This is a genomic window from Saccharothrix espanaensis DSM 44229, from assembly GCF_000328705.1.
In the GTDB taxonomy this organism is placed as follows: Bacteria; Actinomycetota; Actinomycetes; order Mycobacteriales; family Pseudonocardiaceae; genus Actinosynnema; species Actinosynnema espanaense.
Window position 1 is genome coordinate 4,289,204 of record NC_019673.1, and the last position, 15,755, is coordinate 4,304,958.

General features: G+C 74.5%; 12 protein-coding genes. 5 read left to right on the plus strand and 7 right to left on the minus strand.

Going from position 1 to position 15,755, the window contains the following annotated elements:
* Positions 1-110 precede the first annotated feature (110 nt).
* On the minus strand, positions 111-1,100 hold the full coding sequence (locus tag BN6_RS19005) for a DUF1702 family protein (protein ID WP_015101328.1): 990 nt from the start codon (positions 1,098-1,100) through the stop codon (positions 111-113).
* Positions 1,101-1,137: 37 nt separating this feature from the next.
* The gene (locus BN6_RS19010) at positions 1,138-2,073 is read right to left on the minus strand and encodes a hypothetical protein (RefSeq protein ID WP_148302929.1); all 936 of its coding nucleotides are present in this window, start codon (positions 2,071-2,073) and stop codon (positions 1,138-1,140) included.
* A gap of 348 nt (positions 2,074-2,421) precedes the next feature.
* On the opposite strand from BN6_RS19010, the gene BN6_RS19015 reads away from it, so the two are divergent.
* The 4 genes from BN6_RS19015 to BN6_RS19030 are packed head-to-tail and all read left to right on the plus strand — an operon-like array spanning position 2,422 to position 10,106.
* On the plus strand, positions 2,422-8,133 hold the full coding sequence (locus tag BN6_RS19015; RefSeq protein WP_015101330.1) for a type I polyketide synthase: 5,712 nt from the start codon (positions 2,422-2,424) through the stop codon (positions 8,131-8,133).
* Between the two features lie 2 nt (positions 8,134-8,135).
* Complete coding sequence (locus BN6_RS19020; RefSeq protein ID WP_015101331.1) at positions 8,136-8,591, plus strand: acyl-CoA thioesterase; 456 nt, start codon at positions 8,136-8,138, stop codon at positions 8,589-8,591.
* Entirely contained in the window at positions 8,591-9,097 is a 507-nt protein-coding gene (locus tag BN6_RS19025; RefSeq protein WP_041313262.1) for a flavin reductase family protein, read from the plus strand. Before BN6_RS19020 ends, BN6_RS19025 begins: the two co-directional genes overlap by 1 nt.
* A gap of 10 nt (positions 9,098-9,107) precedes the next feature.
* Positions 9,108-10,106, plus strand: a complete 999-nt coding sequence (locus BN6_RS19030) for an SDR family NAD(P)-dependent oxidoreductase (protein WP_015101333.1) — start codon at positions 9,108-9,110, stop codon at positions 10,104-10,106.
* A 79-nt stretch (positions 10,107-10,185) separates the two neighbouring features.
* On the opposite strand, the gene BN6_RS19035 is transcribed toward BN6_RS19030, so the two are convergent.
* The 4 genes from BN6_RS19035 to BN6_RS19050 all read right to left on the minus strand — a co-directional run bounded on the left by BN6_RS19035 (position 10,186) and on the right by BN6_RS19050 (position 13,640).
* Complete coding sequence (locus BN6_RS19035) at positions 10,186-10,836, minus strand: TetR/AcrR family transcriptional regulator (protein ID WP_015101334.1); 651 nt, start codon at positions 10,834-10,836, stop codon at positions 10,186-10,188.
* Between the two features lie 37 nt (positions 10,837-10,873).
* Positions 10,874-11,668 (minus strand): TIGR03084 family metal-binding protein, encoded by a 795-nt coding sequence (locus BN6_RS19040; RefSeq protein WP_015101335.1) that lies wholly within the window; start codon positions 11,666-11,668, stop codon positions 10,874-10,876.
* 149 nt (positions 11,669-11,817) lie between these two features.
* Positions 11,818-13,152, minus strand: a complete 1,335-nt coding sequence (locus tag BN6_RS19045) for an amidase family protein (protein WP_015101336.1) — start codon at positions 13,150-13,152, stop codon at positions 11,818-11,820.
* Positions 13,153-13,277: 125 nt separating this feature from the next.
* Complete coding sequence (locus BN6_RS19050) at positions 13,278-13,640, minus strand: YciI family protein (protein ID WP_015101337.1); 363 nt, start codon at positions 13,638-13,640, stop codon at positions 13,278-13,280.
* A gap of 306 nt (positions 13,641-13,946) precedes the next feature.
* On the opposite strand from BN6_RS19050, the gene BN6_RS19055 reads away from it, so the two are divergent.
* Positions 13,947-14,462, plus strand: a complete 516-nt coding sequence (locus BN6_RS19055; RefSeq protein WP_084672907.1) for a carboxymuconolactone decarboxylase family protein — start codon at positions 13,947-13,949, stop codon at positions 14,460-14,462.
* 7 nt (positions 14,463-14,469) lie between these two features.
* Here the strand turns inward: BN6_RS19055 and rho are convergent, their stop codons facing one another.
* The gene (gene rho, locus BN6_RS19060; protein ID WP_269454342.1) at positions 14,470-15,651 is read right to left on the minus strand and encodes a transcription termination factor Rho; all 1,182 of its coding nucleotides are present in this window, start codon (positions 15,649-15,651) and stop codon (positions 14,470-14,472) included.
* Positions 15,652-15,755 lie beyond the last annotated feature (104 nt).

Genomic DNA, 15,755 nt, shown 5'->3' on the forward strand with positions numbered 1-15,755 from the left:
CCTCCAAATGTCCGGAAACCGGTGACCGGACAACTGATGGGAAAATCGTCGCAGCGGACCGGGCGGAGGGTCTACTCCTGGTGTGCGCTCCGGTTACGCGCGAATGCGCATCAGGAGAGCACGTTTCGCCGGGTGGCCGCGAAATGCGCACGAATCCCGCCGCGCCAGCGTTCGTAGGCCGGCACCGGGCCGTTGTCCGCCGGCTCGACGGCGGTCGCGTCGACCAGTTCCGCGGCGGCTTCCGGAGTGGTGCCGGTGAACACGTCGAGCGCGATCGTGCTGTGTTCCGGCACGAATCCCGAATGAATACGGGCCTGCGCGGCGAAGACCGCGCCCACGGCGAGTTCGGCGCGGTGCGCACCGGCCGCGCCGGGCAGGGTGCCGAGCTCGTCGGGCGTACCGCCGCCGGCGAACGTGGCGGCCAGGCCGACACCGCTCCACAGGTCGGCGTGCCGGGCCGGGTCGAACCGCCGCACGGCCGCGGTGACCTCCTCGCACCGCGCGCCGTGGATGAACCACAGCGCCCGCCCGATGCCCTGGTCGACCGCGCGGGGGAAGTAGTCGGCGTTGCCCTGCCACGGGTACGGCGCGGGCACGCGCTGCCGGTCCACCCACGTGCGGGTGTGGAAGTAGGCCAGGTCGAACCCGTAGCCGTCGACCGCCAGCCAGCTCACGGTCGGGTGGTACGGCGACCCGGACAGGTCCGGCATCACCTTGCGCCACAGGCCGCGCGGCAGGCGCGCCATCGCGAACCCGATCCCGATGTAGGCCACGAACAGGTGGTCCGCGCCGTCGCCGCGCAGCAGGTCGCGCACCCGCGTGCCGCGCCCCATCACGTCACGGATGGTGAACGCCATGACCGCGCCCTCGTGGGCGAAACCACGCAGACCGGGCTCCACGAACGCCAGCCGGCGCGCCACCTCCCACCCGTCGCGCGAGTCGATGCCCCACTCGAACCCGCAGACGACCGACTGCGGGATGGCTTCCAGTCGCGCGGCGTACTCCGAGGACGCGCCGGGGAAGCCGCGCGCGCGGAACGCCACCTCCTCCAACGACGGGGCGAGCGCCAGTCGGCGCAGCGAGCCCAGCGTGGTCGACATGTGAAGAGCACCCCCAGGGGGTTCGGGCTCCGCGGGGTCAGCCCACCCACGGGGCGATCGGGTACCACGGGAGGACGCCCCGGCCGGCCAGCAGCCGGACGTCCCAGTACAGGAAGGTGAAGACGCCGGCGGCGATCAGCGTCGCGGCGGTGATCGCCGCCGTGCGGGACGGCTTCGCGGTCAGCCACCGCCGCAGCGGGCCGCCGGCGAGCGTGCCGAGCAGCAGGAACAGCACGGCCATCACGGCGATGTTGCCCACCGACTGCAGGACGAACGCCGCCGCGCCGTACAGCGGGTTCCCGCTCTCCGCCGCGTCCCGGAACAGCTGCCGGAACAGCGGGAACGGCCGGCCGACCAGGAAGCCGCCGATCAGCACGCCGAGGAAGACCGTCCGCGCGGCCGGGCGGCGGCGGAACGGGTCCGGCACCAGGCCGAGCGCGGCGAGCCCGAGGTAGAGCATGGCCAGCCCGATGACGCCGAACACGACCAGTGACTGGACCGCGCGCCCGTTGAGGGTGCCGGCCTGTGCCTGGGCGGTGTCGAACTGCGGCATCCGGGTGCCGATCACGCCGACCAGCGCCCCGTAGACCGCGGCGACCGGGACCATCCCGGCGGCCAGCAGTCCCAGCGGTGCGAGCGAGGCGCGCAGCCTGGCCCAGCGGCCGCCGGTCGTGCCGAGCATGGGCGCGACCGCGCCGAACGCCGCGATGTTGCACGCGGTGAACGTGCCCGCGAGCCCGCTGACGAACGCGAACACGACACCCGCGGCGACACCGGAGATCGGGGTCGCCTTGGCGTCGTGGCCGAGCAGCGTGTCGGCGACGTTGTCGCCGATGGTCGAGTCCACGAACGCGGCCGACCACGCGACCGTGAGCAGGAAACCGGTCAGCGCGGCGAGCGCGACGACCAGCCACCGGCGGCGCGGCAGTACCTCCGGCGGACTCTCCCGGACTGCGGTCCCGATACCCGCCATCTGCTCCTCCTCGGATTTCGGCGGACGCCTGGGCGTGCTGCCTGCCGGTCGGATTTGACTGTGCTCCCAGCATCCGCCCGGGTCCGCCGGGAAATCTTCTCCGAGGATGCGCACCCACTGCTCCGGGTGGCGCACGGCGGTGGTCGGCGGAGCTGCCGGCCGGCCACCGGTCAAGGAAAATCACGCTGTTATGGAAAGCTCCAGGTCAGAGGGCATAATCGGAGTAGCAAACCGGTCCACCGCTCCGGCACGATAGTGGGGCACGCATTCTTCGATGTGCCGTGCCGAATATCGCCGGTATGGCGTTCCCGTCGAGGTCCGAATTCGAGTCGCGGAGACGGTGAAAGCATGGGCAGTGAACGGATCGCGATTGTCGGCATCGGGCTGCGCTACCCCGACGCCGGTTCTGCCGGAGAACTGTGGGAAAGCGTGCTGGCGGGCCGCCGGGCCTTCCGGCGGTTGCCGGACGAGCGGATGAACCACGCCGACTACTTCTCCCCCGACCCGGCCGCGCCGGACCGCTTCTACGCGGCGAAGGCGGCGGTGCTGCGGGACTTCGAGTTCGACCGGGTCCGCTACCGGGTCGCCGGCAGCACCTACCGGTCGACCGACCTGACGCACTGGCTGGCGCTGGACGTCGCGGCGCACGCCCTGGCCGACGCGGGCTTCCCGGAGGGCGAGGGCCTGCCCCGCCGCACCACCGGCGTCGTCCTGGGCAACAGCCTGACCGGCGAGTTCTCCCGGGCCAACGTGCTGCGGCTGCGCTGGCCGTACGTGCGCCGCACGGTGGCCGCCGCGCTGACCGCCAAGGGCTGGCCGGAGGACGAGACCGCCGGGTTCCTGCACGACCTGGAGGTGCAGTACAAAGCGCCGTTCCCGGCCATCGACGAGGATTCGCTCGCGGGCGGGCTGTCGAACACGATCGCCGGCCGGATCTGCAACTACTTCGACCTCGGCGGCGGCGGGTACACCGTGGACGGCGCGTGCTCGTCGTCGCTGCTGTCCGTCGCGACCGCCGCGAAGTCCCTGGCCGACGGCGAACTGGACGTCGCGGTCGCCGGCGGCGTGGACCTGTCCATCGACCCGTTCGAGGTCATCGGCTTCGCCAAGACCGGCGCGCTGTCCACCGGCGAGATGAAGGTCTACGACCGCGACTCCAACGGCTTCTGGCCCGGCGAGGGCGCGGGCGCGCTGGTGCTGATGCGCGCCGGGGACGCCGCCGAGCGCGGTCTCGACGCCTACGCCACCATCGCCGGCTGGGGCGTGTCCTCGGACGGCAAGGGCGGCATCACCCGGCCCGAGGCGAGCGGCCACCGGCTGGCCATCACCCGCGCCTACGCGCGGGCCGGCTACGGCGTGGAGTCCGTCTCGTACTTCGAGGGCCACGGCACCGGCACGGCGCTGGGCGACGCCACCGAGATCGAGGCGCTGTCCTCGGCCCGCCGCGAGGCCGACCCGGCCGCCCGGCCGGCGGCGCTGAGCAGCGTCAAGGGCAACTTCGGGCACACCAAGGCGGCGGCGGGGGTCGCCGGGCTGATCAAGGCGGCCCTCGCCGTGCACCACCAGGTCATCCCGCCGGGCACCGGCCACCACGACCCGCACCCGAGCCTGACCGCCGACGACGCGGTGCTGCACGTGCCGCGCGACGCGCAGCTGTGGCCCGCCGACCGGCCGGTGCGCGCCGGCGTCTCGGCGATGGGGTTCGGCGGCATCAACACCCACATCACGCTGGAGCAGGCCGCCGGCACGGCCCGCCGCACGGAGCTCGGCGACCGGACCCGCGCGCTGGTGACCGGCCGCCAGGACGCCGAGCTGCTGCTGTTCGACGGCGCGGACGTCGCCGAGGTGCGCGCCCGGCTGGCCGAGGTCGCCGCGCTGGTGCCCAAGCTGGCCTTCGCCGAGCTGGCCGACCTGGCGGGCGTGCTGGCGGGCCGGCTGACCGGCGGCCGGGTGCGGGCGGCGGTCGTCGCCCGGAACCCGGAGGAGGCCGCGCGCCGGCTCACCCGGCTGCTCGACGGCGCCGGGCCGGTGACCGACCCGGCGGACGGGATCTTCCTGGCCGACCGCGCCGAGCCGCCGCGCATCGCGTTCCTGTTCCCGGGACAGGGTTCCGGGCGCGGCGCGGTCGGCGCGATCCGGCGCCGGTTCGCCGCCGCCGAGGCGGTCTTCGCCGGGTCGGGCCTGCCGACCGGCGGCGACCAGGTGGCCACCGAGGTCGCCCAGCCCCGGATCGTCGCGGGCGCGCTGGCCGGGCTGGAGGTGTTGCGGGAGCTGGGGATCGAGGCCGGCACCGCCGTGGGCCACAGCCTGGGCGAGCTGACCGCCGTGCACTGGGCCGGCGCGCTGGGCGCGGACCGGGTGCTGGAGCTGGCCGCCGAACGGGGCCGGGTGATGGCCTCGGCGAGCCGGGGCGGCGGCGCGATGGCGGGCCTGGCGACCGGGCCGGAGCGCGCGCTGGAGCTGGCCGGGGACGAGGACGTGGTGATCGCCGGCTACAACGGCCCGGCGCAGACCGTGCTGTCCGGACCGGCCGAGGCCGTCGACCGGGTGTGCGCCGCAGCGAAGGCCGCCGGCGTGCACGCCACCCGGATCACCGTCTCGCACGCGTTCCACTCGGCACTGGTCGAGCCCGCCGCCGCGGCGATGGGCGAGCGGCTGGCGGACTACGACTTCGACCGGCCGACCCGGCCGGTGCACTCCACCGTCACCGGGGACCTGCTCGACCCCGGCACCGACCTGCGCCGGCTGCTGCGCGACCAGGTGCTGGAGCCGGTCCGGTTCCACGCCGCCGCGGCCAGGGCGGCGGCGGACGCCGACCTGCTGCTGGAGGTCGGGCCCGGCCGGGTGCTGACCGGGCTGGTGGCCGACATCGCGCCGGGCACGCCCGCCGTCGCGCTGGACACCGACCACGCCTCGCTGGCCCCGCTGCTGACCGCGGTCGGCGCCGCGTTCGCGCTCGGCGCGCCGGTCCGGGTATCGACCCTGTTCGCCGGCCGGGGGCTGCGCGACCTACCGCTGGACGGCGCGATGACCTTCCTGGCCAGCCCGTGCGAGACCGCGCCCGCGCTGGACGTGGCCCTGGTCGCCGACGCGCCGGCCGCCGCCGACGCCGTGACCACGTCGGAGGGCGAGTCCACCCTGGACCTGCTGCGCCGGCTGGCCGCCGAGCGGGCCGAGCTGCCGCTGGACGCGATCGGCCCGGACACCCACCCGCTGGACGACCTGCACCTGAGCTCGATCACGGTGGGCCAGCTGGTCAACGGGGTGACCAGCAGCCTGGGCCGGCCCGCGCTGACCGCCACGCCGAACTTCGCCACCGTGCGGCTGGGCGAGCTGGCCGGGCTGATCGACGAGCTGGCGTCCACCGCGCACGAACAGGAGCGGCCGGGCGAGGTGCCCGGTGTCGCGCCCTGGGTGCGGCCGTTCGCGGTGACGCACGTGCCGCGCCCGCGTCCCGACGCGGAGCCGGCCGGGCCGGGGGAGTGGACCGTGTTCGCACGGCCCGACCACCCGCTGACCGCTCCGCTGCGGGCCGCGCTGCCCGGTGACGGGGTCCTGCTGCTGCCCGAGGAGGGCGACCCGGGCCTGTTCCTGGCCGCCGCACGGGCGGTGCTGGCCGCGCCGCACGGGACCCGGTTCGTGGTCGTGCAGGGGCGGTTGGGCGCGTCCGGGCTGGCCCGGACACTGCACTTGGAGGCCCCGCACGTGCCGGTGACGGTGGTCGACGGCGAACCGGGCGTCGAGGACGTCGTCGCCGAGGTCGCCGCCACCACCGGGTTCACCCAGGTCCGCTACGCCGGCGGCGTCCGCACCGTCCCGGTCCTGCGCGCCGTGACCGGCCAGGCGTCGGGCACCGCGCTGGACGCCGAGGACGTGCTGCTGGTGACCGGCGGCGGCAAGGGCATCACGGCGGAGTGCGCGCTGGTCGTGGCGCAGGACTCGGGCGCGGCACTGGCGCTGCTCGGCCGCGCCGACCCCGCCGACGACGCCGAGCTGTCGGCGAACCTGGAGCGGATGACCGCCGCCGGCATCCGGTTCCGCTACGAGCGCGCCGACGTGACCTCGCCGGAGCGGATCGCCGAGGCGGTGGCCCGGTTCCGCGAGGAGCTGGGCGAGATCACCGCCGTGCTGCACGGCGCGGGCCGCAACGAGCCGCGCGCGCTGACCGGCCTGACCGACGACGAGTTCACCGCGACCCTGGCGCCCAAGGTCGAGGGCCTGCGGACGGTGCTCGCCGCGGTCGACCCGGACCGGATCAAGCTGCTGGTCACGTTCGGCAGCATCATCGGCCGCGCCGGGCTGCGCGGCGAGGCTCACTACGCCACCGCGAACGACTGGATGAGCGAGCTGACCGTCGAGTTCGGCCGCGAGCACCCGAGTGCGCGCGTGCTGGCCCTGGAGTGGTCGGTGTGGTCCGGCGCGGGCATGGGCGAACGGCTCGGCGTGGTCGAGGCGCTGGTGCGCGACGGCATCACGCCGATCTCCACCGACGAGGGCGTGGCCGTGCTGCGCGAGGTGCTCGCCGACCCGGGGCTGGGCCCGGTGCTGGTGGTCGGCGGCCGGGCGGCCGGTCTGCCCACGCTGGAGTTCGACCGCCCGGACCTGCCGCTGACCCGGTTCGCCGACCGCGTGCTGGTGCACTACCCGGCGGTGGAGCTGGTCACCGAGGCCGACCTGTCGGCGGGCGGCGACCCGTACCTGGCCGACCACCGGCTGGCCGGCGACCTGCTGTTCCCGGCGGTGCTCGGGATGGAGGCGATGGCCCAGGTGGCGTGCGCGCTCACCGGGAACGCCGCGCCGCCGGTGCTGGAGGACCTGGAGTTCCCCCGGCCGATCGTCGTCCGGCCGGACGGCGCGCTGACCGTGCGGATCGCCGCGCAGGTCCGTGCGCCGGGCGTGGTCGACGTGGTGATCCGGGCCGAGGACACCGGCTTCGGCGCGGACCACTTCCGCGCCCGGCTGGTGTTCCCGCGCCCCGAGCTGACCGGGGCACCGCTGGAGGACCCCGGCCTGCCGCCGGTGCCGGTGGACCCGGTCGGCGAGCTGTACGGCGGCGTCCTGTTCCAGGGCAAGAGGTTCCAGCGGTTGCTGGGCTACCGCCGGGCGTCCGCGCGGCACGCCGTCGCGGAGGTCGCGGCCACGCCCGTGTCGTCCTGGTTCGCGCCGTACCTGCCGCAGGACCGGGTGCTCGCCGACCCCGGCACGCGGGACGTGATGATGCACGCGATCCAGTGCTGCGTCCCGGACGCGACCCTGCTGCCGCAGCGGGTGGCGCGGCTGATTCTGGCCGACCCGGCCGACCGGTCCGCCGAGTACGTCGTGCTGGACGCCCGCGAACGGTCCCAGGAGGGCGACAGCTACACCTACGACGTCGACGTCCGCGACCCGTCCGGGAAGCTGGTCGAGCGCTGGGAGGGGCTGGTGCTGCGGGCGGTTCACAAGCGCGACGGCGCGGGGCCGTGGACGCCGACCATGCTCGGCCCGTACCTGGAGCGCTCGCTGGAACGCGTGCTCGACGGCGCGGGCGCGGTCGTCGTGGAGCCCGACCACGCCGAGACCGACCTGGCCGACACCGCGCCGGACCGGCGGGCGCAGACCGCGCTGGCGCTGAGCCGGGCGCTCGACCGCCGGGTCGACGTGCGCTACCGGCCCGACGGCAAGCCCGAGGTCGACGGCGCGGCGGTGTCCGCGTCGCACGGCGCGGGGCTGACCCTGGCGGTGGCGGGCACGGGCCGGCTGGGCTGCGACGTCGAGTCCGCCGCGCCGCGCACCGACGCGGACTGGGCCGGGCTGCTCGGCGCGGACCTGCTGCCCGTGCGGGACCTGCTGCGCACCGAGGCCGACGAATCGCCGGACGTGACGGGCACCCGGCTGTGGGGCGCGCTGGAGTGCCTGCGCAAGACCGGGTCCACCAGCCGGGCGCTCACCGTCGACCGGGTGCACCCGGACGGCTGGGCCGTGCTGTCGGCGGGTGACGCGAAGGTCGCCACCTGGGCCACCACCGTGACCGGACGCCCCGACCCCGTGGTGTTCGCGGTGCTCGTCGGAAAGGAGGACTGACCATGCCGGAGTACTACGAGATCCGCCACACCGTCGGATTCGAAGAGACCAACCTGGTCGGGAACGTCTACTACGTGAACTACCTGCGGTGGCAGGGCCGCTGCCGGGAGCTGTTCCTGCGGGACAAGGCACCCGGTGTGCTGGAGGAGGTGCGCGAGGACCTCAAGCTGTTCACGCTCAAGGTGGACTGCGAGTTCTTCGCCGAGATCACCGCGTTCGACGAGCTGTCGGTGCGGATGCGGCTGGACGAGATGACCCAGACGCAGATCCAGTTCAGCTTCGACTACGTCAAGCTCAACGACGGCCCGGAAGTCCTGGTGGCGCGCGGGAAGCAGCGCGTGGCGTGCATGCGCGGCCCCAACACCGACACGATCCCCTCGCGGGTGCCGGAGGAGTTGCGGCTGGCGCTGGTGCCCTACACCGAGACGCCGGAGCTGGCGCGGGCCGGGCTGGGGTGATGACCGTGTACGACTCGGCCCTCACGATGGAGGAGACCACGCTGCGGGACGCCATGTCCCGGTTCGCGACCGGCGTCTCCGTGGTCACGGTCGGCGGCGAGCACACGCACGGCATGACGGCGAACGCGTTCACGTGCGTGTCGCTCGACCCGCCGCTGGTGCTGTGCTGCGTGGCGCGCAAGGCGACCATGCACGCGGCGATCGAGGGCGCCAGGCGGTTCGCGGTCTCGGTGATGGGCGGCGACCAGGAGCGGACCGCGCGGTACTTCGCGGACAAGCGCCGCCCGCGCGGCCGGGCCCAGTTCGACGTGGTCGACTGGCAGCCCGGCCCGCACACCGGGGCGCCGCTGCTCTCCGGTGCGCTGGCCTGGCTGGAGTGCGAGGTGGCGCAGTGGCACGAGGGTGGCGACCACACGATCTTCCTCGGCCGGGTGCTCGGCTGCCGGCGCGGGCCGGACTCGCCGGCGTTGCTGTTCTACGGTAGCGACTTCCACCAGATCCGATGAGGGGAAAGCGATGTTGGTGACGGTCACCGGGGGCAGCGGTTTCGTCGGCGCGCACACGGTCGCCGAACTGGTCCGCGCCGGGCACCGGGTGCGGGTCCTGGCCCGCAGTGAGTCCACAGTGGACAGCGCACTGCGCCCGTTGGGGGTGCCCGCGGTGGAGGTGGTGGCCGGGGACGTCACCGACGAGCGGTCGGTCGAGCCGGCGGTGCGCGGCGCGGACGCCGTGGTGCACTGCGCCTCGGTGTACTCGTTCGACCGCCGGCGGCGGGAGGAGATGGTGCGCACCAACGTGCGCGGCACCGAGGTCGTCCTCGGTGCCGCGCTCCGCGCGGGCGTCGGCCGGGTGGTGCACGTGTCGAGCATCGCCGCGCTGTTCGGCCCCGGTGTCCGGGTGATCGGGGAGCAATCGCCGCTGGGCACCAGCCGTGAGCCCTACGCTGCGACGAAATCCGGGTCCGACGCGGTCGCCCGCCGGCACCAGGAGCGCGGCGCGCCGGTGGTGATCAGCTACCCGCCGGCCCTGCTCGGCCCGCACGACCCGAAGATCGGCGACCAGACGTCCCGGCTGCGCGACCTGGTGCGTGGCCTGATGCCGATGTGGCCGGCCGGCGGTCTCCAGCTCGGCGACGTCCGCGACACGGCGGCGCTGCACGCCGCGCTGCTCGCACCGGACGTGACCGGCCGCCACTTCGGCCCCGGCCGCTACCTCACCACGGCCGAGTACGTGCGCGCGGTGCGTGCGGCGACCGGCCGCGCGCTGCCCGCCGTGTTCCTGCCCGCCGCGGCGATGCTGCCGGTGGGCCGGCTGGCCGACCTGGTGCAACCGTGGTGGCCCTGGCACATCCCGGCCGAGCACGGCGCGATCGCCACGGTCGGCGCGGCCACCCGCGTCGACCCGGCGGCGAGCACGCTGGGGCTCGCGCCCCGACCCTTCGCGAACACGGTGGCCGACACGGTGCGGTGGCTGGCGCAGACCGGTGTGGTGACGCCCCGGCAGGCGGGCGGCTGAGGATCAGGCCACTCCGGGGCAGGCCACTCCGGGGCAGGCCACTCCGGGTCAGGCCGATTCGGGTCAGGCCGATTCGGGGTCAGGCCACCTCGGCGAGGCGGGCGGCCGAGTCGGCCACCGACCGCCGGGCGGTCTCGGCCCGGTCGCCCGCGCTGACCATCATGCCGACCAGTTGCGACTCGAACACGCCGTCGGCGGTGAACGGCTCGATCAGGTACTCGCCCAGCTCCAGCGTGACCAGGCCGTGGGTGGCGATCCACATGTGGTGCGCCACCAGGTCCGGGTCGCCCGGCGCGAACCGGCCGGCCGCCATGCACCGGCCCGCGCAGCGGGCGACGTTGGCCAGCGTGTAGCGGCCGTGGTGGCGGTCCTCTTCGCTCAACGTGTACCCGGCCAGCGAGAGCCCGCCGAACATCACCGGGTACAGGTGGGTGTTGGCCAGCGCGTTGCCCCGGTACGCCCGCCCCAGCAGCGCCATGTCGGCCACCGGGTCGTCGGTCTGCCCGACCCCGGTCAGGAAGTCCTGCAACCGCGCGAAACCCTCGTGCACCATCTCCCGGACCAGGCCGCTCATCCCGCCGAAGTGGGTGTACACCGCCATCGTAGACGAGCCGGCCTCGGCGGCCAGCCGCCGGGTGGACAGCGCGGCCGGGCCTTCCTCGGCGAGGAGGCGCGCCGCGATGTCCACCAGGGCGGACCGGGCCTGCGGGGTCGCGCGGCGTGGGCTCACCGGCGCACCCCGGCGCGACCGGTGGCGGGCAACGCGGTCAGCGCCCGGCGCGCAGCGGCGACCGGGTGGGCGCGCGGCCGGGTCCGGCCGGGCCCCGGTAGGCCTGCGCGAGTTCCAGCCAGCGGCCGGCGACCGCGCCCTCGGCCCGGACGTCGAGGTCGGCGTGGTGCCGGCGGCGGGTCACCAGCAGGCAGAAGTCCTCCGCCGACCCGGTCACCCGCTGCGCGGCGTCCTCGGGACCGTGGTCCCAGCGCTGCCCGGACGGCGCGGTGATCTCGAACCGGAACTCGTCGGCGGGCGGTCGCTCGCCCCGCGCCAGGTAGCCGAAGTCCTTGGTGCGCACCGCGAAGCCGACCAGGAAGCCCAGCCGGTCGTCCCACTCGCGGGTCACGCCCAGCGCGTCGGCGACGTCCTGGCCGTGCCCGAACAGCTCCATCATCCCGGCGGCGGCCAGCACGGTCGGCGTAAGCGGGTTCACCAGCCACGGCACGACCGCGTCGGCGGGCACGGCGGCCAGCGCGCCGATCGCGGCGTCCTTCGTCGCCTGCCACCGCCGCAGCAGCTCGCCGGTGTCCAACGCGAGGTGCGGGGCCATCGAGGCGTCCACGTTGGCGTCGAAGTCGTCCGACAGGGTCGCCAGGACCGCCCGGAACTTGTCGCCCTCGGCGGCGGCCATGCCGGCCATGCCGAAGATCGACGTGAGGTGGGCGACCTGGTGCTTGACGGTCCACCCCGGCGCGGGGGTGGACAGCGACCACTGCTCGTGGTCGAGGGTGGCGACCATCCGGTCGAAGTCGTCGCCGGTGGCCCGGAGCGCCGTGATCACGTCCATGCGCACGTCCTCTGGTCGAGTTTGCCCGGATGCGTTCGGACCCGGCGGGACCGCACCGGCCACGCGGAGCCCGCAGGCGGTTGTCCAGTCCGACGATGCCCCAGCGGTGCGGCGAAGTCTTCTCACGGCGTGCTCAAGGGTGCGCACGATCAGCGCGGGGCCACCACCTCCCGCAGCGCGTCCTGCACCGCTTCGGCGACGCGCAGCAGGCGGGTGTCGCCGAACGGGTGCGCCTCCAGGCACACGCCGACCGGCAAGCCGGTGCGGGAGCGGCCCGCCGGCAGCGACAGCATCGGCAGCCCGGCGACCGTGCCGGGCCCGACGTTGCGGGTGACGGTCGGGAACACCGGCACCTGCTGTCCGTTGTGGGTGATCACCTCGTCCTCGCCGAGCAGCGGCGGCAGCACCGGCGCGGTCGGCCCCAGCACGACGTCGACCCGGGCGAACACCTCGGCGTAGGCGCGCCGCAACCGCCAGCGGGCGGCCCGCGCGTCCTCGTAGGCGTCGGCGGTGACGGGGGCCGAGGCCATCAGCCCGACCAGCGCGCGCACGTCGGGCGAGACGACCCGCTCGGGCCACCGCTCGACGGCCGAGCGCACCCGCCGGGCCAGCAGCCGGGGCGCTTCGAAGAACACCAGGTCGTTGCCCGCACCGGCGGCCACCTGCACGTCGTCGCCCAGGTCGACCTCGACCAGGTGCGCGCCGGCCTGTTCCAGCGTGGAGAGCACCTCGTCCACCGCTGCGGCGACCTCCGGGTCCAGGTGCCGGAAACGGCTGCGCGGCAACCCGATGCGCAGGCCGGCGAGCGTGACCGGGGGAGCGTCCGGTTCTCCGGTGATCACCCGGTCGACGGTCCGCACGTCCCGCACCACGCGGGCGTGGACGCCGATGGTGTCGCGGCTGGTCGACAGGTTCACCACGCCGTCGCCGGGGTAGCGGCCGGTGGACGGGCGGAACCCGACCACGCCGCAGAACGAGGCGGGCACGGTGACCGAGCCGCCGGTGTCGGTGCCCAGCGCGAACGGCACCACGCCGAGCGCGACGCCGACCGCGCTCCCGCCGCTGGACCCACCGGCGCTGCGGTCCGGGTCGGCGGGGTTGCGCACCGGTCCGAAAGCCTTGTTGTTGCTGGTGATCCCGAACGCCAGTTCGTGCAGGTTGGTCTTGCCGACCACGACCGCCCCGGCGGCCCGCAACGCGCTGACCACGGTCGCGTCGACGGCCGCCGGGGAGTCGTCGAGCAGCGGGCTGCCGGCGGTGGTCGGGACTCCCCGGACGTCCACGTTGTCCTTGACCGAGAACGGGACCCCGGCCAGCGGGCCCTCGCCCGGCGAACCGTCACGCACGGGCCCGATCCAGTCGCCGTGCGCGGAGGCCCCGGCGCGGGCGACCGCTCCGGCCCGCCGGCGGTCGCGTTCGGCCGGGTCGAGGTCCGACCAGTCGGCCAAGGTCAGGGCGCTGGTCAGGGCGCTGTCGTCGGCCATGGCCGTCCTCTCCGGGGCGGGTAGTGGTCGAACCTAGGGTCGCCCGCGCCGGCGGTCGTTGTCCGTGCGTGCCGGTTGTTGTGCCGCGCGCGCACGGTTCGGGCCGGGGTCGGCGCGTGATCCGGTCAGGCGGGCAGGTCCTCGAACTCCACGACCTGCCGGACCTCCACCTCGACCGCGTCGAACAGGTCGGCGTACTGCGCGGCGTGGGCCACCGCCTCGGCCCGGTCCGCCGCGTTGATCAGCACGAACCCGCCGATGACCTCCTTGGCCTCGGTGAACGGGCCGTCCGTGGCGGAGACCGCCGCGCCGTGCTCCTTGCGGACCCGCGCGCCCTTCGCCGACGGGTGCACGCCCTCGGCGGTGATCAGGATTCCCCGGTTGATCCAGTCCTCGACGAGCCCGCCCATCCGCGCGACGAACTCCGGGGAGGGGTTCCACGCCTCGGAGGCGCTCTCGTCGAGCCGGTGCATCAGCAGAAACCGCATGTGTCGCTCCCTGGGTCGTCCTCGGTCGGTGCCGGGCCCGGTGGCCGGCCCCACCTCCACGTCGAACGGCCGCACGCTATTTCGACAGCGCGTCGCAGGCAATTCCGGGCAGGCGTGTCGGCGCTGGTCAGCCTCGCCTCGGCGGTGGTGGCGACCACACTCGCTTGCCGAACCGGACAACTCGGTTTACCGTTTAGACAACTCAGTTGACCAGTATGCGAGTCGAGGAGCCTGGTGCCCACCTACGTCGAAGCCCCCTTCCCCGACCACACCCCGGAAACCGCCCCGCCCGGTTCCCGCCGCGCGATGACGGCCACCGCCGACCGGCTGGGCTACCTGCCCGCGCCGGTCGCCCGGCTCGCCGCCTCACCGCACCTGCTCGACGGGTTCCTCAAGGTCAGCGGCTTGTTCGAGGCCGCCACCCTGGACAGCACGGCCCGCGAGGTCGTGATCCTGACCATCGCGACCCGCAACGGGTGCGAGGTGTGCGTGGCCATGCACACCGCGATCCTGACCGGCCTGGGCGCGCAACCCGGCCTGATCGAGGAGCTGCGGGAACAGCGGCCGCTGAGCGACGCCCGGCTCGAAGCCGTGCGGACGTTCACCTTGGCGGTCCTCGCCACCAGCGGGGCCGTGGACGACGACGCGCTGCGGGCGTTCCTGGCCCACGGCCACACCCCGCAGAACGCGCTGGAGGTCGTGCTGGGCATCGGCGCGTACACGATGTCCACCCTGGCCAACCGGCTCACCCGCGCGCCGCTGGACGAACCGCTCGCGCCGTTCGCCTGGCACCCGCACGTCGAGGCGCAGTCCTGCTCGTGAGCCGGGCTCACGCCGCCGCGGGGCGCGACAACTGGCTGAGGAACTCGTAGTTCGTGCGGGTCTTGCGCAGGCCCTCCAGCAGCATGTCGACGTCACGGCCGTCGAGCGCCCGCCGCAACGTCTGCGTGACGGCGAGCTCCTCGGGCGAGAGCAGCAGGTCGTCGCGCCGGGTGCCGGACTGCTCGACGTCCACGGCGGGGAACACCCGCTTGGCGGCGACCTTGCGGTCCAGCTTGAGCTCGGCGTTGCCGGTGGCCTTGTACTCCTCGAAGATCAGCGTGTCACCGGTGGAACCGGTCTCCACCAGGGCGGTGGCGAAGATGGTCAGCGACCCGCCGCCCTCGATGTTGCGGGCCGCGCCGAGGAACCGCTTGGGCGGCAGCAGGGCGCTGGAGTCGATGCCGCCGGACAGGGTCCGGCCGGAGGCGGGCGCGGCCAGGTTGTAGGCCCGGCCCAGCCGGGTCAGCGAGTCGAGCAGCACGACGACGTCACGGCCCTGCTCGACCAGCCGCTTCGCCCGCTCCACGGCCAGTTCGGCCAGCGCGATGTGGTCCGCGGGGGAGCGGTCGAACGTCGAGGCGACCACCTCGCCGGGCACGGTGCGGCGCAGGTCGGTGACCTCCTCGGGGCGCTCGCCGACGAGCACGACGATCAGGTGGCACTCGGGGTTGTTGCGGCTGATGCCCTGGGCGATCGAGCACAGCACGGAGGTCTTGCCCGCCTTGGGCGGCGCGACGATCAGCGCCCGCTGCCCCTTGCCGACCGGCATGAGCAGGTCCACGACCCGGGTGGTCAGCTCGTCGGGCCGGGTCTCCAGTCGCAGCCGCTCGGTGGGGTGCACCGGCACCAGGTCGGCGAACTCGGGGCGGTGCCGGGCCTTCCCGGCCTCCTGCCCGTTGACCCGGTCGACCTGGACCAGCTGCGGCCGCTGGTGGCGGCCGGTGCCGGGCCCGGTGGAGCCGGCCACCAGGTCGCCGCGGCGCAGGCCGAACCGGGTCGCGGTGGACGGGGGGACGAAGACGTCGTTCGGGCCGGGCAGGTAGCCCGACGTGCGGATGAAGGCGTTGGCGCCGACGACGTCGAGGACCCCGGTCACCGGGGTGTGCGTCGTGGTGGTGGTCTTGTCCCCGCGTTGCAGAGTGGCAGTCATGGTGGGTGTCCTTTCCGGACCGGAGCGCCCGGTGACCACGCGAAACGTGACGAAGGGCGAAAAGTGGAGAGGGGCGGAACTCCGAAGACCGGATCCGGACCCTGGGAGGAGAATCCCGGTGGGAGGCGTTGGCCAACATCCAC